This window comes from Maribacter thermophilus, from assembly GCF_001020565.1.
Classification (GTDB): Bacteria; Bacteroidota; Bacteroidia; order Flavobacteriales; family Flavobacteriaceae; genus Maribacter; species Maribacter thermophilus.
The window spans coordinates 1,947,670-1,967,707 of the sequence record NZ_LDAS01000001.1 but is presented as its reverse complement, the minus strand read 5'-3'; the positions used below and the strand labels follow the sequence as shown (position 1 = coordinate 1,967,707).

19 protein-coding genes and 2 tRNA genes are annotated in these 20,038 nt (G+C 39.3%); 8 read left to right on the top strand and 13 right to left on the bottom strand.

Annotation, left to right across the window (positions count from 1 at the left end; genetic code table 11):
* Window positions 1-3: 3 nt before the first annotated feature.
* The 5 genes from AB657_RS08525 to exaC all read right to left on the bottom strand — a co-directional run bounded on the left by AB657_RS08525 (window position 4) and on the right by exaC (window position 3,808).
* On the bottom strand, window positions 4-495 hold the full coding sequence (locus AB657_RS08525; RefSeq protein ID WP_047246105.1) for a DUF192 domain-containing protein: 492 nt from the start codon (window positions 493-495) through the stop codon (window positions 4-6).
* Between the two features lie 12 nt (window positions 496-507).
* Window positions 508-1,467, bottom strand: coding sequence for a prolipoprotein diacylglyceryl transferase (gene lgt, locus AB657_RS08520; RefSeq protein ID WP_047246104.1), 960 nt, complete (start codon window positions 1,465-1,467; stop codon window positions 508-510).
* A gap of 88 nt (window positions 1,468-1,555) precedes the next feature.
* On the bottom strand, window positions 1,556-1,789 hold the full coding sequence (gene yidD / locus AB657_RS08515; RefSeq protein ID WP_047247888.1) for a membrane protein insertion efficiency factor YidD: 234 nt from the start codon (window positions 1,787-1,789) through the stop codon (window positions 1,556-1,558).
* 107 nt (window positions 1,790-1,896) lie between these two features.
* Window positions 1,897-2,271 carry a DUF779 domain-containing protein gene (locus AB657_RS08510; protein ID WP_047246103.1) on the bottom strand — a complete coding sequence of 125 codons (375 nt, stop codon included), beginning with the start codon at window positions 2,269-2,271 and terminating at the stop codon, window positions 1,897-1,899.
* Window positions 2,272-2,284: 13 nt separating this feature from the next.
* Window positions 2,285-3,808, bottom strand: a complete 1,524-nt coding sequence (gene exaC, locus AB657_RS08505; protein WP_047246102.1) for an acetaldehyde dehydrogenase ExaC — start codon at window positions 3,806-3,808, stop codon at window positions 2,285-2,287.
* 205 nt (window positions 3,809-4,013) lie between these two features.
* Here exaC and AB657_RS08500 point away from each other — a divergent pair, with 205 nt between their 5' ends.
* The gene (locus AB657_RS08500; protein WP_047246101.1) at window positions 4,014-4,937 is read left to right on the top strand and encodes an AraC family transcriptional regulator; all 924 of its coding nucleotides are present in this window, start codon (window positions 4,014-4,016) and stop codon (window positions 4,935-4,937) included.
* Here the strand turns inward: AB657_RS08500 and cysS are convergent, their stop codons facing one another.
* Window positions 4,938-6,416, bottom strand: coding sequence for a cysteine--tRNA ligase (gene cysS / locus AB657_RS08495; protein ID WP_047246100.1), 1,479 nt, complete (start codon window positions 6,414-6,416; stop codon window positions 4,938-4,940).
* A gap of 14 nt (window positions 6,417-6,430) precedes the next feature.
* Window positions 6,431-7,111 (bottom strand): GTP cyclohydrolase I FolE, encoded by a 681-nt coding sequence (gene folE / locus AB657_RS08490; protein WP_047246099.1) that lies wholly within the window; start codon window positions 7,109-7,111, stop codon window positions 6,431-6,433.
* A gap of 135 nt (window positions 7,112-7,246) precedes the next feature.
* Here folE and AB657_RS08485 point away from each other — a divergent pair, with 135 nt between their 5' ends.
* Window positions 7,247-9,046, top strand: a complete 1,800-nt coding sequence (locus AB657_RS08485; RefSeq protein ID WP_047246098.1) for a T9SS type B sorting domain-containing protein — start codon at window positions 7,247-7,249, stop codon at window positions 9,044-9,046.
* 115 nt (window positions 9,047-9,161) lie between these two features.
* Window positions 9,162-10,628: a T9SS type B sorting domain-containing protein gene (locus tag AB657_RS08480; RefSeq protein ID WP_047246097.1), complete on the top strand. Its 1,467-nt coding sequence runs from the start codon at window positions 9,162-9,164 to the stop codon at window positions 10,626-10,628.
* Between the two features lie 48 nt (window positions 10,629-10,676).
* Here AB657_RS08480 and AB657_RS08475 read toward each other — a convergent pair whose 3' ends face one another.
* Window positions 10,677-12,182, bottom strand: coding sequence for an OmpP1/FadL family transporter (locus AB657_RS08475; RefSeq protein ID WP_047246096.1), 1,506 nt, complete (start codon window positions 12,180-12,182; stop codon window positions 10,677-10,679).
* 37 nt (window positions 12,183-12,219) lie between these two features.
* Window positions 12,220-13,410: a hypothetical protein gene (locus AB657_RS08470; protein ID WP_047246095.1), complete on the bottom strand. Its 1,191-nt coding sequence runs from the start codon at window positions 13,408-13,410 to the stop codon at window positions 12,220-12,222.
* Between the two features lie 95 nt (window positions 13,411-13,505).
* Here AB657_RS08470 and proS point away from each other — a divergent pair, with 95 nt between their 5' ends.
* The 4 genes from proS (at window position 13,506) to rpsT (ending at window position 15,544) form a co-directional block, all read left to right on the top strand.
* Window positions 13,506-14,981, top strand: a complete 1,476-nt coding sequence (proS, locus tag AB657_RS08465) for a proline--tRNA ligase (RefSeq protein WP_047246094.1) — start codon at window positions 13,506-13,508, stop codon at window positions 14,979-14,981.
* An 80-nt stretch (window positions 14,982-15,061) separates the two neighbouring features.
* Window positions 15,062-15,133: transfer RNA gene (locus tag AB657_RS08460), tRNA-Glu, on the top strand.
* 37 nt (window positions 15,134-15,170) lie between these two features.
* Window positions 15,171-15,242: transfer RNA gene (locus tag AB657_RS08455), tRNA-Glu, on the top strand.
* Window positions 15,243-15,292: 50 nt separating this feature from the next.
* The gene (gene rpsT / locus AB657_RS08450; protein WP_047246093.1) at window positions 15,293-15,544 is read left to right on the top strand and encodes a 30S ribosomal protein S20; all 252 of its coding nucleotides are present in this window, start codon (window positions 15,293-15,295) and stop codon (window positions 15,542-15,544) included.
* A gap of 93 nt (window positions 15,545-15,637) precedes the next feature.
* On the opposite strand, the gene AB657_RS08445 is transcribed toward rpsT, so the two are convergent.
* The 3 genes from AB657_RS08445 to rho all read right to left on the bottom strand — a co-directional run bounded on the left by AB657_RS08445 (window position 15,638) and on the right by rho (window position 18,823).
* Window positions 15,638-16,321: a hypothetical protein gene (locus tag AB657_RS08445; RefSeq protein ID WP_157491632.1), complete on the bottom strand. Its 684-nt coding sequence runs from the start codon at window positions 16,319-16,321 to the stop codon at window positions 15,638-15,640.
* Between the two features lie 11 nt (window positions 16,322-16,332).
* Window positions 16,333-17,004, bottom strand: a complete 672-nt coding sequence (locus AB657_RS08440) for a hypothetical protein (protein WP_157491630.1) — start codon at window positions 17,002-17,004, stop codon at window positions 16,333-16,335.
* Between the two features lie 196 nt (window positions 17,005-17,200).
* Window positions 17,201-18,823, bottom strand: a complete 1,623-nt coding sequence (rho, locus tag AB657_RS08435; protein ID WP_047246090.1) for a transcription termination factor Rho — start codon at window positions 18,821-18,823, stop codon at window positions 17,201-17,203.
* A 196-nt stretch (window positions 18,824-19,019) separates the two neighbouring features.
* Here rho and AB657_RS08430 point away from each other — a divergent pair, with 196 nt between their 5' ends.
* Window positions 19,020-19,430 carry a DUF4293 domain-containing protein gene (locus AB657_RS08430; protein WP_047246089.1) on the top strand — a complete coding sequence of 137 codons (411 nt, stop codon included), beginning with the start codon at window positions 19,020-19,022 and terminating at the stop codon, window positions 19,428-19,430.
* A 62-nt stretch (window positions 19,431-19,492) separates the two neighbouring features.
* Here AB657_RS08430 and AB657_RS08425 read toward each other — a convergent pair whose 3' ends face one another.
* Window positions 19,493-19,987 (bottom strand): metallophosphoesterase family protein, encoded by a 495-nt coding sequence (locus tag AB657_RS08425; protein WP_047246088.1) that lies wholly within the window; start codon window positions 19,985-19,987, stop codon window positions 19,493-19,495.
* Window positions 19,988-20,038 lie beyond the last annotated feature (51 nt).

Genomic DNA, 20,038 nt, shown 5'->3' with positions numbered 1-20,038 from the left:
GTCCTAACTTCGAGTGTAATCAATTTTATCCCCGATCTTAATTTTCCATGTATCGGAAAGACCGGCGTTGATTTCTAGCACGTATTGTACTGGTACCTGAGAAGAAATGCCATCTTCGTTTAGCGGTTTTGCGTTCTTGTGTATGCTTGCTACTTTTAGGTTTTCGTCTATATAGATTATATCTAGTGGAAATTCAGTATTTTTCATATAGAACGAATGCATGGCAACATCGGGGAAAATGAAGAGCATTCCTTGATCGGTTTCCATTCCTTTACGGTACATGAGGCCTGTTTGGGTTTCGTAGTCGGTCTCGGCAATTTCAATGTCCATATGTATTAAAAGCGAATCTGTTTCGGCTCTGTAAATAGTTAGCTCACCTTCTTTTGTAAAACTGATGGGCTCGGTCTTTATCACTTTTTTCTCTTCTTGTTTACAAGAAACAAAAGATGTGATACAAACAGCTGTTACGATAAGTAAAAAATAATAGGGTCTCATAAAAGCCGGGGGTTAGTTTTTAGCTGGTCTGAACATTAGGTAAAGACCGATCAAAATAAATGGAATACTCAACCATTGCCCTGTAGATAAAAGACCTAAAGACTCTTCGAACCCGCCTTGGCTCTTCTTAACAAATTCTACAAAGAAGCGTACGGTCCAAAGCAATACCAGGAATACACCTAGTAAATAGCCTAATTTATTCTTTTTGTCTGTTTTCCAATAAAGGTAATAGAGAAGTATAAACACAAAAATGTAGCACACACCTTCGTAAAGCTGGGCAGGGTGCCTATAGGGTATTTCGGCCAAATATTGTGAAAACTTAGGGTTGTTCTCAATGGCATCGTATGCAGCGTTCAATGTTTTTTCTTTTGTAATGGCCAAGGCTTTAGAGGGGTGTAGGTCATCGGAATCACGTATGAACCTTGTAGCGAAAATAAAAGACTCGTCTACTACCTTTCCATTAATTTCCGAATTAAAAAAGTTCCCCAATCGAACGCAGAATGCACCTATGGAAAAGGGAACCACCATACGGTCAAGAATCCATAACAAATTAAATTCAGGGTACTTTCTGGTATATAGCCACATACCTAGAATAACTCCTATTGTAGCCCCATGGCTGGCCAAACCGGTAAAACCGGTAAACTCATAGCCGTCAATGAGTCCAAAAAGTAAGCTTCCGGTTTCACTTTCCCTAATAGGCAGCAGAATTTCCACCAAGTGATTTTTGTAATAGGGCCAATCGTAGAATATTACGTGACCCAATCTGGCCCCTAGCATGGTTCCGAGAACGGTATGTATAAAAAGTGAATCTAATTGTTCTACCGACTTTTTTTCATTGGCGAATATCTTTTTCATAAGATACCATCCCAAAGCGAAAGCTATAATCCACAACAAATTATAATACTTTATTTGAATGAAGCCAATATTAAATAGGGTTTCATTAGGATTCCAGGTAATTCCCAAAAAATTCATATTAATTATTTTGAGGAGCTAAGATACGTAAATACGATAGATTAAATTATACGAAACAACACTCCATCACTGCCATTTGCACAAAATTTCAGGGGACGGGGTCGTAACCTTTTCCTCCCCAAGGGTTGCAACTAAGAATTCTTTTGATGGCCAACCATCCGCCTTTAAAAAGGCCATGTTTTTTTAAGGCCTCTAAAGTATACTGCGAACAAGTGGGAGAATACCTGCACGTAGCCGGTGTATAGGGAGATATAGCCAATTGGTAAAATCTGACCAATAGAACAAAAGGGGCGATCAATATTTTTTTTAGGGAAAATTTCAATGCAAATATTTGGGGTACTAAGTTAATGTAAAATAATGGGGCTTTAAAAACAAAAAACCCGCATGCTACCATGCGGGTTTTAGGCAAATTAAATGTAACAACCAAAATTACACGCCAATCCTGATAGGCTCCAATTGCTTGGCCTCTTCAGGTGTATAAAGTCTTGACTTTACAATAAAACGTAAGCCTAAGGGAATTTCCAACGAAAAACTGGCTCCTCTGCCAGGAGTTACATCAACTGTCAACTGGGTGTGTTTCCAGTATTCGAATTGATCCTGTGAAATATAAAATTCACAGCCTTCAATAGTGCCCAGCCAAACATCGTTGTCATCGATCATTAATTCTCCCTTTTCAAAGCACATTGGGGATGATCCATCGCAACATCCTCCGCTTTGATGAAACATTAACTCTCCGTGTTCCTCTTTTAGGCTTCTGATGACTTCGGCCGCTTCATCGCTTACAAGTACTCTTTTTACTTTCATTTATGGTTTTTGATTAAAAGAATCCCATGGCTTTTTTATCGTAAGAGATAAGCATGTTTTTGGTCTGGCGGTAATGGGCAAGCATCATTTTGTGGTTTTCCCTACCGATACCAGACTTCTTATATCCTCCAAAAGGTGCGTGGGCAGGGTATAGGTGATAACAATTGACCCAAACTCTACCAGCTTTGATAGCTCTAGGTATCATGTACGCCTGGTGATTGTCTCTTGTCCATACACCGGCACCAAGACCATAAAGGGTATCGTTGGCAATTTCAATAGCCTCGGCTTCGTCCTTAAAGGTGGTAACACATAGTACGGGGCCAAATATTTCCTCTTGGAAAACGCGCATTTTGTTATTTCCCTTAAGGATGGTGGGCTGTATGTAATATCCTCCTTCCAAACCTTCGTTATATGCTTGGGCTCCTCCGGTCAACACTTCGCAACCCTCTTCTTTTCCAATTTCGATATAGCTTAGTATTTTTTCGAATTGGTCGCTAGAGGCTTGTGCGCCCATCATAGTATTGGGATCTAGTGGGTGTCCCATTTTTATAGCTTTGGTTCTTTCTATGACCCTTTCTATAAAGGCATCATAAATACTTTCTTGAACAAGCATTCGAGAAGGGCACGTACATATTTCACCTTGGTTAAGAGCGAACATATTGGCACCTTCTATGCACTTGTCGAAAAATTCGTCATCGGCATCCATGATACTCTCAAAGAATATGTTTGGAGATTTGCCTCCTAACTCTAGTGTTACCGGTGTAATATTTTTTGAGGCATATTGCATGATCAATTGCCCTGTTGTTGTTTCGCCGGTAAATGCAACTTTGTTTATGCGTGGGCTAGAGGCTAGTGGTTTACCTGCTTCTGCACCGAAACCGTTAACTATGTTAAGAACACCGGCAGGTAGTATATTTTCTATAAGTTCCATTAAAACCAATATACTAACAGGGGTTTGCTCGGCGGGTTTTAAGACAACACAGTTACCTGCGGCCAATGCGGGAGCCAATTTCCAAACCGCCATAAGAATAGGAAAGTTCCAAGGTATTATTTGGCCTACCACACCAAGTGGTTCGGTAACGTTCAAGGCTACTGTACTGCTGTCCAATTCACTGACAGAGCCTTCTTCGGCCCTTATGACACCTGCGAAGTAACGAAAATGATCAATAGCCAATGGTAGGTCCGCTGCTCTAGTTTCTCTAATCGCTTTTCCGTTGTCCCAAGTTTCTGCCCTTGCAAGTATCTCTAGATTTTGTTCCATAATATCGGCAATCTTCAATAACAGATTACTGCGTTTTGTGGCCGATGAATTGTTCCATGAAGGGGCGGCTTCCCATGCTGCATCTATAGCTTTTTCAATGTCTTCTGCCGTTGATCTTGGGATCTTTGTGAATGCTTTTCCGTCTACGGGAGAAGTATTTTCGAAATATTCGCCTTTTACCGGAGATGTCCATTTACCTCCAATAAAGTTCTCGTACTGGTTTTTAAACTGTGGTTTTTGTAGCACATCTTGCGCCACTGTTGCTGTATTGCTCATATCTAATTAAGGATTTAAAAGTTAACATTTAGATTTGTATACCAATAGATAATTTTTGGTTTTCCTAAAAGTACATTAGCATATTTTGAATAAATTGAAGAATTCTATTAATAATGTGAACAATTCTATCATTACTTATTATTATGATTTTTTTAAGGGTATTTTTTTGTAAATTTCATAATCATTAAATAATTAAAGTTAGATAATGCTAAAGCTGTCAGATAGTTTTTTTAAAGAAAGAAGGCTAGAGAATATGGTAGAAAACCAGACTTCTTTTACTTTAAAAAATGCCGCAATGCATGTTTTTGAGACCCACAAAGAGGCAGAACGGGTACTTTTACAGTTTGATCAACCGGTTTTGACCAGTATGATAGAAGGTAAAAAGGTAATGCACCTTAGAGATTATGAGTCTTTTGATTACTTGCCCGGAGAGTCTTTGATCTTACCTGCAAATGAAACTATGTATATAGATTTTCCGGAGGCGAAATCTAAAAAACCCACCCGTTGCTTGGCAATCGCTATTTCTGAAGAGAAAATCAAGAATGTCTTACGGTTTATGAACGAAAGTATGGCTAAGGACGATAAGAAGGAGTGGAGCCTAATGGATTATAATTTTCATTTTGTAAACGACCAAGGTATATATCAAATACTACAGCGACTCCTTTTTCTTTTTTCAGAAAACCATCCTTCAAAAGATTTCTTTGTTGACAATATGTTACGTGAACTGATTATTAGAATATTACAGACAAATGAGCGTAAGATATATACAACTTCTCAAATGTCGATCAATAGGGAGAATAGGTTGTCACATGTAATTAGGTACATAAGAGAACATTTGTACGAGCCTTTACATGTAGATGACCTAAGTAAAATGGCATATATGAGTCCATCTCATTTTTACAGGGTATTTAAAACAGAGCTGGGCGTATCACCTATCGAGTTTATAAATAACGAACGCATTAAATTGGCCGTAGGCCTATTGCAAAACCCTGACCTATCTATTAAAGATGTGTACATGCAGTGTGGGTTTGAGAGCAGATCTTATTTTAATAGGGTTTTTAAAAACAGACAGCAACAGTCACCTGGTGAATACCAGGCGACTATCAAAAAAATAAAATATCAAATATAATTATAGACTATAGGTAGTTCCCTCTTTTCCGTCTTTTAACTGAATACCCAGATCGGCCAATTGGTCCCTTATTTTATCGGAGGTAGCGAAATCTTTATTTTCCCTAGCTTCTTTACGTAGTTCTATCAAGAGCTCTACCACACCACTAAGTTTTTCTGAATCAACATTGGAACTTTGTTTGTTTTCCAGCCCTAGTATATCAAAGGTAAAGTCGTGCATTGTTTGCATGAGCAATTCCTTGTCGCTGGCAGTGATGGTTTCAGAGCCTTCTTTTATTAGGTTGATGTGTTTTACGGCATCGAACAGTTTGGCGATTAAGATGGGAGTGTTAAAATCATCGTTCATGGCATCATAACATGCCTGTTTCCATTCTGTTACATTAAAATCAGTCGTTTTTCCTTCTGGTAAAGATTTTATGGAGCCGATGGCTTCCATAAGCTTGTTGAATCCTTTCTCCGATGCCAATAAGGCATCATTGCTAATATCCAAGATACTAGTGTAGTGTGCCTGCATCATAAAGAATCGCACCATAGATGGGGAAAAGGGCTTACTTAGAATATCGTTCTCACCTGAGAATATTTCTCCCGGCAGTATGCTGTTGCCTGTAGACTTGGCCATCTTTTTACCGTTCAGGGTAAGCATATTGGCATGCATCCAGTACCTAACGGGAGAATGGCCGTTGCAAGCTTCTGCTTGGGCGATCTCACATTCGTGATGCGGAAATTTTAGATCCATACCACCGCCATGTATATCGAATGTTTCTCCCAAGTATTTTGTACTCATAGCGGTACATTCTAGGTGCCACCCAGGGAAGCCATCACCCCAAGGTGAGGGCCATCTCATTATATGTTGTGGTTCGGCATTTTTCCAAAGGGCAAAATCTTGAGGGCTTTTTTTATCGTCCTGAGCGGCCAATTCGCGAGTATTGGCAATCATATCCTCTAATTTTCTACCGCTAAGCTTACCATACTCATGGCTTTCGTTGAATTTGACAACATCAAAATACACAGAACCATTTCTTTCATAAGCGAAACCTTTTTCAAGAATTTCTTTTATAATTTCTATTTGCTCTATAATATGGCCGGTCGCCGTAGGCTCGATACTTGGTGGTAGAAAGTTGAATTTCTCTAAAATATTATGAAAGTCCACAGTGTATCGCTGTACCACTTCCATAGGTTCTAATTGTTCTAAGCGTGCTTTTTTTGCAATCTTGTCCTCTCCTTCTTCTGCATCGTCTACCAAATGCCCTGCATCCGTAATGTTACGTACATAACGAACATTGTACCCCAGGTGTTTGAAATACCTAAAAATCATATCAAAGGACATGAAGGTTCGGCAATTGCCTAAATGGACGTTGCTGTAAACCGTTGGTCCACAAACATACATTCCAATATGTCCTTCGTTTAAGGGAACGAATACTTCTTTTTTGCCGGTAAGTGAATTGTGTATTTTGATCGTTTGCTGTTGGTACAGATGCATTGTCGTGGAAAGGATTAAAACTTAGTTTCCATGTTAATATATTCAAGGAACTCGTTTCTTACGGCTTCCTCTTTAAATTTACCTCCATATTCGGCAGTAACGGTACTACTTTCTATATCACGGATTCCCCTAGAGTTTACACAAAGATGCTTTGCATCTATGACACAGGCCACATCTTCTGTTCCCAAGACCTCTTGTAGCTCTCTAACAATTTGTATGTTAAGGCGTTCTTGAACTTGGGGTCTTTTAGCATAATAGTCAACGATCCTGTTCATTTTTGAAAGACCTACCACTGAGCCTTTTGATATATAGGCCACATGTGCACGACCAACAATTGGTAATAGGTGATGCTCGCAGGTAGAATACAAGGTGATGTTCTTTTCTACCAACATTTCGCCATATTTATACTTATTATCAAAAGTGGACGATTTTGGTTTTTTAACCGGATTTAATCCGCCAAAAATTTCTTTGACATACATCTTCGCTACCCTGTGAGGGGTTCCTTTTAAGCTGTCATCGTCTAAATCCATGCCGAGGGTCAAAAGAATGTCTCGAACACTATTTTCGATTCTTTCCATTTTCTCGTCATCACTAAGGATAAATGCATCCTTTCTTAACGGAGTATCTTCAGATGAAGAAATATGATCTTCTCCCATCTGTTCAAACTGTTCTTCCAATGTACCCTCTATTTTCATTTGAAATAAACTTTAACAAGGGGCAAAGATATACATTATATCGCACTTTATAATACTACCTAGGTGTTACACAACATAAATTAGTGTTAAGGTCAAGTGGCCATTATTTTTGCGTTTATCAATCATACATCCTTTATGACACGTTTTAGTGTTGCTTTTTTAATTACATTCTTTTTTGGTATTTATATCGGTGTGGCCCAGGTTTCTGCCGATTGTGCCAATGCTATTCCTATATGTAATAATACCCCTATAAATGAGGGTACAGATGGGTATGGTGTAGATGATTTTAACGGAGCCTCTATATCTGGCTGTATAAAACAGGGGTCCGGAACCATAGAATCCAATTCTGCTTGGTATCGTTTTAAGACAGGTGAGAGTGGTGAATTGGGGATCAATATAGGTTTTGATGTTTCTGAGGATTGGGATTTTGCCCTTTACAAAACCGATGACTGCAATAATTTAGGGGAGCCCGTGCGTTGCAATTATTTTGATAATTCGGACAATAACACTTATACCGGTTTTGGGGAAGACCCTACGGGGGTCGATAATTTTCAATATGATGATTACCTACAAGTGGAGTCTGGTGAAGAATATTATTTGTTCATCAATAATTACAGTAACAACAATTCAGGATTCTCTATACAGTTTTCCGGTAATATTTTTGTCGAGTTTCCGTATACTGCCTTAGACTGCTCTATCATAAATAATCTACTTGGGGCACCAATGGCCGTATGTGAAGGGGAAGCGGTAGAACTTAATGCTGCTACAACGGATGCTATTGGTTACGAATGGTATATGGATACGGGTAGTGGCTATCAGCGTCTTCTTTCGGAAAATGGCCCAACTATACAACCTACGGTTTCTGCCCTGTATAGAGTGGTGGTAATGGTACCGTCCGGTTTTAATATTGTTAGCGATGTTCAGGTAGCTTTTTCCAAAATGCCGGTTACCGAAGCTGTGAGTGATGAATGGGTATGTTTGGATGATAGCGTTTTTGATTTATCAATAAAGAAAAAGGAAGCGTTGGGGAGCCAGAATGCCGATGATTTTAGGGTTACATTTCATAAAACTATGTCCGATGCCATAAACGGTATTGATCCTTTGCCCGATAACTATGTGCCCAATACGGCTTTGCAGACGATTTATATTAGAACCGCTTCTGTTGAAAACACAAACTGTTTTGATGTTTCGGATTCATTTACGATTCATGGGATAGAAACTCCCCAATTAGATTTTTCTGCCGAAATTTATATATGTGAAGATGCTCCTTTTGCGACTATAGGACAAGAAAATTCAAATAGTGCATATGAATATATGTGGAGTACAGGGGATACCTCTTCTCAAATAACCGTTGATCAAGAAGGTGTCTACTCTTTAATGGCTATCAATACTCAAGGTGGTGTCAGTTGTATGACGGAGCGTTCGGTGACGGTGGTCTTTTCCAAACCTCCGGTTATATTAGATATAGAAACTCAATATATGGATGATGATAATACCGTTATCATATTGACGGAAGAAAACGGACATTACGAATATCAATTGGATGATGGCATGCCACAGGGGCAACCTGTGTTCTATAATTTGCTTCCAGGCGTACATACTGTATCGGTTGCCGATTTAAATGGATGTGGTATAGATATGGAGGAGTTGGTAATTGTTGGTTTTTCCAAGTTTTTTACTCCAAACGGAGATGGTGCAAATGATACATGGAAGGTGGAAGGTCTTAGCGTTATAGAAAATCCGGTGGTTACCATTTATGATAGGTACGGTAAATTATTATATCAAATGAGAGGAGATGGCCCTGGTTGGGACGGTACATTTAATGGGGTGCCCATGCCGTCTACAGATTATTGGTTTAAACTTTCATATACCGACGCCAGTGGTCTAACAAAAATAGCGAAACATATCAATAGTCATTTCAGTATCAAGCGATAAAGGCAGTGTAGGTATGTTGTTTGTCGATTAAGTGCATAAAAATCCGTTGTAAGATACTAAACTGACGCTAATAAAGTTATTATATACGTTAAAGTATAAATAGCCCCACTTAATTATGCGAACACTTTTTTGTGTAACCTGCTGTCTGTTCCTGTTTTTATGGGACGCTAATGCTCAAAATTCTCCAGATTGTAGAACTGCTATACCTGTTTGTGCAGATCAGCCTATAATGGGCTTGGCCGATGGAGGAGGGGATATTGAGGATTTTGATCCTGAGGTTATTACCCAATCAGGGTGTTTAGAAAAGGGAAGCATCAGTTCTGCCAACATAGAAAATAACACGGCTTGGTATGTTTTTAGGGCCGGTACCGGGGGGCAGGTCGGTTTTGATATAGAGGCACTGCCGTCCGGGGGCAATAGTACGCCTACCGCTGAATGGGATTTTGCAGTTTATGGCCCCTATGATGAAACTAGTGGAGAAAATTTCTGCTCTATCATTGGGGACGGAACATCGGAGCCCATACGTTGTAATTATGAGGTAAACGATACCAACTTTACAGGAATAGGGGTGAATCCGGAAAGCGGACAAGAAGGCGCGCCTTTCTTGATCGGAAGTCAAAATACCTATGATGAGTGGCTTTATGTACAACCGGGTGAAATCTATTTTATCCTAATAAATAATTTCAATACTAATTTTGATGATGAGGCAGAACCTTTTATGTTGACCTTTACAGGGAGTTCTGTTGATGAGGATCAAAACTCGGCCTTGGACTGTTCTTTACGGGATGAGTTTTTAGGTTTTGATATTGCTGCTTGTGAGGGTGACCCCGATATTACGCTCAGTGCACTGAACTCTCCTGTAGGCAATGATATTGCCAGTGTAGAGTGGACGGTAGATTATGACGATGATGGGGTTATAGACGATACCTTGGTTGGTTCTGGTCCGTATGGTGCAGAACTAGTTGTGGCGAGCCCTAATTCGGGCAGGTATTTTGCTACGATAACCACAGGGCTTGGTTCTCCACCGACCGTTGCCGATGAAGGGGGTATTCTAATCACATTTTATGGTGTTCCCGAATTGGATCCGACCAACCCTGTTACAATTTTAGATACAAATTTATCGGTGGACCCCGATAGAAACGATATTGAGTTCAATGTTGTGGGTAACGGTGATTATGAATATGCTATCAATGGAGGTGTATTTCAGGACGACCCCGTATTTAGAGATGTTCCACCAGGTATTAATACGGTAATTATAAATGATAAAAACGGTTGTGGTACTACCGAACCTATAGAATTCTTGGTAGTCGCTTATCCAAAGTTTTTTACACCGAATGCAGATGGAGTTAATGATGAATGGAATGTAAGGGGAATTGAAACTTTGGCAGATCCGGTCGTTTATATTTTTGATCGTTACGGAAAATTGTTGAAACAATTGGGGGCTACCGAAGGTTGGGACGGCACCTATAATGGCAAGCAAATGCCGTCTACCGATTACTGGTTCCGTTTTGAGTATCAAGAAGAGGAAGCAGGTGTGTTGGTCGCCAAAACACGAAAGACACATTTTGCATTAAAGAGATAAAAAAAGGGGCGTTGAACAACGCCCCTTTTTTTGCAATTCTTTTTTCTTTTAAAAGTTTATGGTGTAGCTAAGTGTGGCATTCGTATTTACCCTATTGACCATTGCTGGGGTGGTAATGCCGGTGTTGAACAGGCTTTCGTTTACATCTTGTTCGGTTCTGTTAATGGCAAGGTCCAATCTACTGCCGCCAAAATTAAAACCAACTCCTGTTGATATTCCGTTAAGGTCATCAATCGTGGTTCCGTTGGCATATGGGCTTTGTTCAAATATGTAGCCACCTCTAAGGCTAAACATGCCAATTCTGTATTCACCTCCCAATCTAAAGGTAGAAACGGCACTTAATTCACTGGACACTTGATCGTTTACACTTTGAAAATTAGCATCGTTTTTTGGGCGCAATTCAGCTTGTGAAAAGTCTTGATAACCATAATCAAAACTAAGAAGTCCGTTTTTGCCAAAAACAAAGGCTAAGCTTCCTGTTACCTTTGCAGGTGTTTTGATCGTATAGGTGTCAAAAAGGTTTACGACATTAAAATTGATAAAACCTATATCTTCATCCGCCAAATCCGAGTTGATCCTTTGAGAGAAATCATCCGTTAATCGATACCAGGTAGGAGATTGGTAACTTCCTCCCAAACGCACATATTCGTTTAGTTTTGCTATGGCTCCTATGCTGAACGAGAAGCCATTTCCTTCGGAGTGTAAAAAGTTGTCAAAGGTGGTGCGTTGTATTGCAGAGCCAGAATCGTAACCATTTTCGGTAAACTCGTCATATTGATCGTAGACAATACTGTGAAAGTTTAAAGAAGCTCCTATGTAAAGGTTATCCTTATACTGCGAAGCGGCATTTAAGGTAAATTTACTATTGTATCCGGTAGTATTTCTTAAAAATTGCTGGTTTACCGTAGTGTAACTGGCATTACTTACGTAATCTGTGTTGGCGTCATCTGCTGCAAGAGGGTCTATGATACCTCCATAATAGCCTAAGAAAGCTTGTTGGTCCCCAAAACCTTGGGTGGCTCCAATATCTAAATAGGCATTCTCTATATATTCGCCTTCTTGTCTTAAGATGGCTCCAAAAGGTACACCTTGTGCATAATTAAGAAAATAGTTGTCTATACCTTGGTTGCTGTTGCCCGAGACGTAAAATTCATCGTCGAAATTCTCTACAACATCATAATTAAAGGCAAGAGTGAATTTTTTCCAATCAGAATTGTCGTTGGTGTTCTTAAAAACAAAGGCTCCCCCAATTTGGTTGATATCAAGATCGTTTACCGTGGTATTGTTAAGTCTGTCAAAATACACGGCATCGTTGTCCCTGTAATAATTGGTGGCAGATATTGTAATTAAACTATTGTTGAATACGGCAGATCCGGCCGGGTTAATGTTAAGGGATGATAAGTCTCCTCCCAGTGCTCCAAAAGCACCTCCCATAGCCTGAAACCGAGCAGTCCCCTGAAGGCTTTCCGTTCCGTACCTAAGAATGTCGTTTATATTTTGGGCGTTGCCTATAAGACATAGGGATAACATGATGAAAGTGAAATATCTTTTCATTAGTCTTTTCTTTAATCTTTAATAAATTCTAGAATGATTAATTGCTTCGCCCACGGCTTCCAGAGGAAGAGGATCTTGAGCTACTACTTGAACTTCTTACACTACCGCTAGAGCCCCTTGAGCTGCTAGAGCTGCGTCCAGAACTATAACTTCTACCGCTAGAACTGCGTCCAGAGCTATAACTTCTACTGCTAGAGCTACGTCCAGAACTATTATAAGTGTTACCTTTTGTGCTGCTTGAGCTTCGGTAGGTAGAGGTTCTTGGTATTACCGTTCTACTTGTTCTGCCGGTTGTGGTAGACGATCCACTTCTGTACGAATTTGATCTTGAAGAACTGTAGTATCTAGGGGTTGTTCTGGTACTTCTGCTTGTCCTATATGCCTTGTTCTGGTCAACGCCAACTGTTCTTCTATAGGTTGTAGAGTTGCTACGGGCCGAAGTAGAACGGGTGTTTGTAGAGGTACGTGCAGTCGTACTTCTGTATCGAGGCGAATTGCCTCTAGTTGATACATTAGATCTTCCTCTTAAGGCAGTGGCAATACCACTGTTGTTGGAGGTTATGCGGTTGCTGTAATAGCCACGGCGAGTTCTATTGTGTGAATATGCATAGTTACGGCCATAATAGGGGTAGCCCCATCCGTAGGATGGATACCAAATATTGCCATAGTATCCTACATAACCATAATAGCCAGACCAGCCCCAATTGTTCCATCGGTTCCATCTCCATGGGTTGTTCCATCCCCATCCGTAACCATAGTATGGGGTGTTCCATCCCCATCCCCATCCGTAATATCCACCCCAGTTGTTCCAACCATTGTTGTAAATATTGATGCTTACATCGGTAGTGTTGTCTCCCCAACCTCCATAACCCTCATAGTCGTTTGGGTTATCGTAATAATCTGTCAATTGATCTTGAGGAATACTATCGTTTTGGTAATTACTGGAATAAGAGTCTACATCCGTAAAAATTTCGCTATCCAATATTTCATCATATTGATTGGCCTTTTGGCCAAAATACTCTGAGTAGGTATTGGATTCATCCTGTATTTGCGTGTTGTTTTGCCTTTGTGGGTTACGTTCAACAATTCTTGTGGGGCCATCGGAATAAATACCGTCGTTATCGTAATAGGAAACGGGTTGATAAGAACCGCAAGAAACCACCAATAACGCCAATATGGCAACCACTGAAGGGTAAAAATACTTTTTGTGGGGTATAGAATATATCATCGGTCTAAAATTATATTGTTGAACATACTAAAAATAACTAGTTTTACCGAATTATTTTCTTTAATAAGCACAAGTTTTGTGCCAAACTCCGTACAATGGGTAAAAAATTAACGAAACGAAGCGAAGACTATTCTAAGTGGTATAACGAGCTGGTGGTAAAGGCAGATCTGGCCGAGAATTCTGGTGTAAGAGGTTGCATGGTAATTAAACCCTATGGTTTTGCCATATGGGAGAAGATGCAGGCCGGATTGGATAAAATGTTCAAGGAAACAGGGCATGAGAATGCTTACTTTCCTCTTTTTATACCTAAATCATATTTAAGTAAAGAGGCAAGTCATGTAGAGGGGTTTGCCAAAGAATGTGCTGTGGTGACCCACTATAGGTTAAAGAATGCAGAAGATGGTAGCGGAATAATCGTGGATCCCGAGGCAAAATTGGAAGAAGAGCTAATTGTAAGGCCTACCTCTGAAACCATTATTTGGGATACTTACAGAAAATGGGTGCAATCGTATAGAGATTTACCTTTATTAATAAACCAATGGGCCAATGTTGTGCGTTGGGAAATGCGTACAAGGTTGTTTTTAAGAACTGCCGAATTCCTATGGCAAGAAGGACATACGGCCCATGCTACGGAAAAAGAAGCCATAGCGGAGGCGGAACAAATGATGAACGTATATGCTGATTTTGCCCAGAATCACATGGCCGTGCCGGTAATTAAAGGGGTTAAGACCGAAAGCGAACGTTTTGCAGGAGCGGTAGAAACCTATTGTATAGAGGCATTGATGCAAGATGGGAAAGCTTTGCAAGCGGGTACGTCACATTTTTTAGGACAAAATTTCGCGAAAGCCTTTGATGTGAAATTTGCAAACAAAGAAGGTCAAAAAGAATATGTGTGGGCAACCTCATGGGGAGTTTCCACTAGGTTGATGGGGGCACTGGTAATGACCCATAGTGATGACAATGGTTTGGTGTTGCCTCCAAAATTGGCGCCAATACAGGTGGTAATAGTTCCTATTTATAAAGGATTGGAACAGTTGGAGACCATCTCTGAAAAAGTTATGCCTTTTGTAAAAGAACTTAGGGAGAAAGGTATTTCTGTCAAATATGATGATAGGGACACGCAAAAACCTGGTTTTAAGTTTAACGAATATGAGCTCAAGGGGGTACCTATAAGGTTGGCTATAGGTAAAAGAGATATGGAAAATGGCACTTTTGAAGTCGCTAGAAGAGATACTTTGGAGAAAACAACGGTACCAATGGACGATGTTATCTCTAAAATAGAATTTTTATTGGAAGATATTCAAAAGAATATCTATCAAAAAGCATTGGACTATAGAAAAGAGCACATTACCGAAGTTGAAACATACGATGAGTTTAAAAAAGTTTTAGAGGAAAAGGGAGGTTTTATTTCTGCCCATTGGGATGGGACACCAGAAACCGAAGAGCTTATTAAACAAGAGACAAAGGCCACAATTAGGTGCATTCCGCTAGATTCTAGAGATGAGGAAGGTAAGTGTATCGTAACGGGAAAAAGCTCTTCAAAAAGGGTGCTTTTTGCCAAGGCGTATTAAAAGATTTCAAAAAAAAATAAATGGGTGTTGCGATAGTGAAAAATAATTGTATTTTTGCATCCGCAATTACGTAAAGTAATGGCCCGTTCGTCTAGGGGTTAGGACGCCAGGTTTTCATCCTGGTAACAGGGGTTCGATTCCCCTACGGGCTACTGGAATAAGGAATATAGTATTCCGAATTGGTTTAATGGCCCGTTCGTCTAGGGGTTAGGACGCCAGGTTTTCATCCTGGTAACAGGGGTTCGATTCCCCTACGGGCTACTTGAGTAAATGGGTTAATAGGGCCCCATAAAAATATAATAAGTTAAAAGATGGCAAATCACAAGTCGGCATTAAAAAGAATTAGAAGAAACGAAGCGGTACGTTTACGTAACAGATATCAGCACAAAACTACACGTAACGCTATTAAAAAGTTGCGCGCAGAGGAGAACAAGAAAGATGCAGAGGCTCTTTTGCCAAGTGTTGTTAGTATGATCGATCGTTTGGCTAAAAGAAACATTATTCATAACAACAAAGCTGCTAACTTAAAAAGTAAGCTTACTAAACACGTAGCTTCGTTGTAGTAGCTGGGTGTTGTAAAATAAAAAAAGCCTTCCTTTTTTAGGAAGGCTTTTTTTATTGCTTCTCTTTTCTTATTAATATGGTTATTAGAATTCTTATCTAAATGCCATTCTTCTTCCTTTTAAAAACCCGATTATGAACAGGGTGTACATAATTACGATAAACACTTTTAACACTGATTTTAATTCATATTTGGCCCATATATCATAATTGGTGTAACCGATTACAAAAAGTACTGGAAATACTAGATGAAAAATAAAGAGGGCAATGCTGACCCAGAACATTAGGTTGTATGCTTGGTAAAACTTATGGCCCTGTCGAAGCATATTTTTAAAGTATAATACGGTGCATAAAACCAAAACCCAGGCACTGAGTGCTATAGCGTAAAAAAGGTTGGTTTCTATAGGGTTTTGATACAATAGGCTTATCGCGTATGCCAAAAAGGCAATTACGGCTCCGGTAACTATCCATTTTTTGTACTTTTTGTTATCGATGATAAACCAATACACCTGAAAGAAAAAACCAAAAAATATTATGGCGTATATGTTGTAGATAACTTCGTTTACATTGCTGTATTTTAAATTTTTAAAGAAAGAAATATCGTCATAGTTTCTGACCAGAAATCCTAAGACTTCATTAAAAAAGGTATATGTGATGATTATAGGAAAGTACTTCAGGGCCGTGTCATAATATTTTCTGTATGTGGCAAGCGATATCAATAAAGTTATCGCATACCCGATCATGAAGTAGTTCTCCTTTATAAAAGTCCATGAAACCATATTGTAGGTAATTAAAAGTCTGTTTTTGGAGGCGGACCACTCTGACCAAAATTAAGGGCTAGACTTTTAGAGGTTTGTAGATTTGAATTTAAAGAAAAACCCGCATAGGCTTTTTGATCTTTGTTGTACGAGGTTCCCAACCCTTCTTCGGAATCGTCTTTCCAGTCTTTTATTAATGCTGCTTTGCCATTGTTTCCAATATAAAATCCATAATTGGTTCCTTGCATTTCCAAGGTAGGAACTATGAAGATCGAATTTTGTCTTTGGTGGATTACCTTTTTGCCGTTCGGAAATTTTTCTTGATCAGGGTAATTGGCGTAATACAGTCGTAATTTGGTAATTTCTTTCACTCCTGCCTTTTTAGCTTCTTGTTCTACGTAATCGATATATTGTTTAATCGTCTCATAGTCAAAATCCACATAACGCGATGGTTCAAATTCTTTTTCTGGTGCTCTTTCTTTAGTTTCGTATTCTGCTATAGGGACGGCCCTGTGTTTGGAGTAGTTTTCGTAAATAACGTTTGCTTCCTTTAGCGAGATAATATTGCTAGGCGCTTCAACTTCGGGTGGAGCAGGGGAATCGTCATTGTGCTCTTTTTTTTGAGGTTGGTTACAGCTTGTAAGAAGTAGGACGACTAGGCTGATGCTTGTCGCTGTGGTCAAAGTAGATAATGATTTTTTCATTTTTCTTTGTTTTTTTTGATTGGTTGTTAAAGAAAATAGTATCAAAGAGTTGGGGAAGAATCTTTGATGTTATAAAGATATTAAATAAAAGGCAGTGTTTTGAAACAGTTTTCTGAATGTCAAAAAGTTATGGGAGGGCAAAAAAAATCCCGATTCTATAAAGAATCGGGACTTTTTTTTAATAAATAAATATTGTTTATTGGTTCATGGTCATTAAGAACTCTTCGTTGTTTTTTGTTTGTTTAAAGCGTTGCTCTATAAATTCCATGGCTTCCACAGGGTTCATGTCCGCAAGATACTTGCGCATGATCCACATACGTTGTAATGTACTTTCGTCCAATAACAGATCGTCACGTCTTGTACTGGAAGAAGTAAGGTCTATTGCCGGGAATATTCTTCTGTTGGCAATTTTACGGTCTAATTGAAGCTCCATATTACCGGTACCTTTAAATTCTTCAAAGATTACCTCGTCCATTTTAGAGCCTGTTTCTGTAAGTGCAGTGGCGATAATCGATAGGGAACCACCGTTCTCGATATTACGGGCAGCACCAAAGAACCTCTTGGGTTTGTGAAGCGCGTTGGCATCAACACCACCACTTAGAACCTTGCCAGAGGCTGGTTGTACGGTATTGTATGCTCTGGCCAACCTTGTAATGGAATCTAGTAATATGACTACATCATGGCCGCATTCTACCAATCTTTTGGCTTTTTCCAAAACTATGTTGGCAACCCTTACGTGCTCTGTAGCTTCTTTGTCGAAAGTGGAAGCAACTACTTCTCCTCGAACATTGCGCTGCATGTCGGTTACCTCCTCTGGTCTTTCATCTATCAGTAATATAATCTGATAAACTTCTGGGTGGTTGGCGGCAATTCCGTTGGCAATGTCTTTTAAAAGCATTGTTTTACCGGTCTTGGGCTGAGAAACGATCATACCTCTTTGGCCTTTGCCAATAGGGGAAAACAAGTCTATAATTCTTGTGGATATAGTGCTCTGTCTTTCTGCAAGGTTGAATTTTTCTTTTGGAAAAAGAGGGGTAAGGTGCTCAAATGAGACTCTGTCCCTAACTACTTGAGGGTCTATTCCGTTAATTTTGTTGACCTTGATCAAAGGGAAATACTTTTCTCCTTCTTTTGGGGGTCTTACATTTCCTAAAACGGTATCCCCTGTTTTAAGTCCAAACAATCTAATCTGTGATTGTGATACGTAAATGTCATCGGGTGATGATAAATAGTTGTAATCCGATGAACGCAAGAAACCATAACCGTCTTGCATAATATCCAAAACACCTTCACTTGCAATAATACTGTCGAATTCGTATTCAGGTTCTTTATACCTGTTTTTTAAATCCTTGTCAAAATTACTTTTGTCGTAATTGTTGTTACGGGAGTGGTTTTGTTTTCTGTTGTTCTGGTTTTGGTTCTGGTTTTTATTTTGTGGAGAACTTTTTGGGTGGTCTCTTTTGCTGTTGTCGTTGTCGTTGGCTCTTGGTCTAGGACGAGGTTTTCTAGGTTCGCTAGTTTCGGCCTTAGGTTCTTCTGAGCTGGCAGGTTCTGCTTTTTTTACACTTTTCTCCGCTTCGTCCTCTTTTTTAACGACCTTTCGTTTTGTTCGGGCTTTTGGTTTCGGCTTGGCAGTGCTTTCGGTTTCCGCTGCTGATACAACCGTTTCCGTAGCCTTCGGATTTGCGGCCTGTAGGTCTAAAATTTGGTACACCAAATCTAATTTTTTTAGACTCTTGAATTTGGGAACATTAAGTTCTTTTGCTATTTCCTGAAGTTCAGGAAGCTTTTTTGATTTTAAATCTGAAATCTCAAACATTAAATATGTAAATAAGTTATATGTATTTTAGAAATGATAAGAAGTAATCTAAATTAATGGATATTCAGTAAGGAAAGATTTTCCTTATGGTAAGTGTTCGTCATTACAACGACACAATAATACAAATTATTTTCAAAAATAGGTGGATAAATTTTAAAAAGACCTGTATTTTTGCCTAACAGAGCATAAAAAGAGTATGATTCAAAGAATACAGACCGTATATTTAGTATTGGTAGCCCTTATATCGGGTATCTTGCCGTTCTTTGTGAATCTATGGTCAGACGCAAGGGGAGAGGAGATTTATGCAAAGAATGAAGTATTGGTGTCCATAATATTTTATGTGATTGGAGCGTTGGCATTATGGACGGTATTTTTATATAAGAAGAGAAAAAACCAGTTTGTGATAAACCGGTTGAATATAATATTGAACCTTTTTTTATTAGGACTTTTCGTTTATCGGTCGCTAAATTTATCCGGAGAAACCTCGGTTTCTGAGAAGGGTATTGGGATGTTGATTCCTGTATTTTCTATCGTTTTTTTAACCCTTGCCAATAGGGCAATAAAGAAGGATGAAGATCTTGTAAAATCTGTTGACCGTTTACGTTAAACCTAACATCTTAGTAGTATTAGTGCGTAAAACCCGGGGTAGTTTCCGGGTTTTTTTTGTTTTTAGCGTTTTCCTAGTTCGATCACTTCCAAGTTCTTTATTTCTGCCCCATCGATTACAAATCGTAACATGGTCCTTATCTGGTGAAATCCGTGTTTTCCGCAGGCACCAGGATTCATGTGTAGAACACCTAGTTTCTTGTCCCACATAACCTTGAGTATATGCGAGTGTCCGCAAATAAATAGCTTCGGTGGGTTCTTTTGAATTTCTGGTCTGGTTGTGCTGTTGTACTTTGGCGGGTAGCCCCCTATATGGGTAATCCAGACATCAACATCTTCACACATAAACCTATTGTTCAAAGGAAATTCTTTTTTAATAATATGGTTGTCTATGTTGCCGTACACGGCCCTTAACGGTTTTAAGGCCGACAATGTGTCCGTAACCTCGAGGGATCCAATATCACCTGCATGCCATATTTCATCGGCCTGTTTTGCGTATTTTAAAATAGCATCGTCAATATATGAGTGTGTGTCCGATAGGAGCAGTATTTTTGTCATATGGCAAATGTGATCAATTAGGAAAATGCGCTCCTAATTTTGCTTTTAATA

What these genes read in the sequence shown, in the direction of transcription:
- AB657_RS08525 (WP_047246105.1), bottom strand. Translation starts at nt 495, where the DNA reads ATGAGACCCTATTATTTTTTACTTATCGTAACAGCTGTTTGTATCACA.
- lgt (WP_047246104.1), bottom strand. Translation starts at nt 1,467, where the DNA reads ATGAATTTTTTGGGAATTACCTGGAATCCTAATGAAACCCTATTTAAT.
- AB657_RS08510 (WP_047246103.1), bottom strand. Translation starts at nt 2,271, where the DNA reads ATGAAAGTAAAAAGAGTACTTGTAAGCGATGAAGCGGCCGAAGTCATC.
- exaC (WP_047246102.1), bottom strand. Translation starts at nt 3,808, where the DNA reads ATGAGCAATACAGCAACAGTGGCGCAAGATGTGCTACAAAAACCACAG.
- AB657_RS08500 (WP_047246101.1), top strand. Translation starts at nt 4,014, where the DNA reads ATGCTAAAGCTGTCAGATAGTTTTTTTAAAGAAAGAAGGCTAGAGAAT.
- cysS (WP_047246100.1), bottom strand. Translation starts at nt 6,416, where the DNA reads ATGCATCTGTACCAACAGCAAACGATCAAAATACACAATTCACTTACC.
- folE (WP_047246099.1), bottom strand. Translation starts at nt 7,111, where the DNA reads ATGAAAATAGAGGGTACATTGGAAGAACAGTTTGAACAGATGGGAGAA.
- AB657_RS08485 (WP_047246098.1), top strand. Translation starts at nt 7,247, where the DNA reads ATGACACGTTTTAGTGTTGCTTTTTTAATTACATTCTTTTTTGGTATT.
- AB657_RS08480 (WP_047246097.1), top strand. Translation starts at nt 9,162, where the DNA reads ATGCGAACACTTTTTTGTGTAACCTGCTGTCTGTTCCTGTTTTTATGG.
- AB657_RS08475 (WP_047246096.1), bottom strand. Translation starts at nt 12,182, where the DNA reads ATGAAAAGATATTTCACTTTCATCATGTTATCCCTATGTCTTATAGGC.
- AB657_RS08470 (WP_047246095.1), bottom strand. Translation starts at nt 13,410, where the DNA reads ATGATATATTCTATACCCCACAAAAAGTATTTTTACCCTTCAGTGGTT.
- proS (WP_047246094.1), top strand. Translation starts at nt 13,506, where the DNA reads ATGGGTAAAAAATTAACGAAACGAAGCGAAGACTATTCTAAGTGGTAT.
- rpsT (WP_047246093.1), top strand. Translation starts at nt 15,293, where the DNA reads ATGGCAAATCACAAGTCGGCATTAAAAAGAATTAGAAGAAACGAAGCG.
- AB657_RS08445 (WP_157491632.1), bottom strand. Translation starts at nt 16,321, where the DNA reads ATGGTTTCATGGACTTTTATAAAGGAGAACTACTTCATGATCGGGTAT.
- AB657_RS08440 (WP_157491630.1), bottom strand. Translation starts at nt 17,004, where the DNA reads ATGAAAAAATCATTATCTACTTTGACCACAGCGACAAGCATCAGCCTA.
- rho (WP_047246090.1), bottom strand. Translation starts at nt 18,823, where the DNA reads ATGTTTGAGATTTCAGATTTAAAATCAAAAAAGCTTCCTGAACTTCAG.
- AB657_RS08430 (WP_047246089.1), top strand. Translation starts at nt 19,020, where the DNA reads ATGATTCAAAGAATACAGACCGTATATTTAGTATTGGTAGCCCTTATA.
- AB657_RS08425 (WP_047246088.1), bottom strand. Translation starts at nt 19,987, where the DNA reads ATGACAAAAATACTGCTCCTATCGGACACACACTCATATATTGACGAT.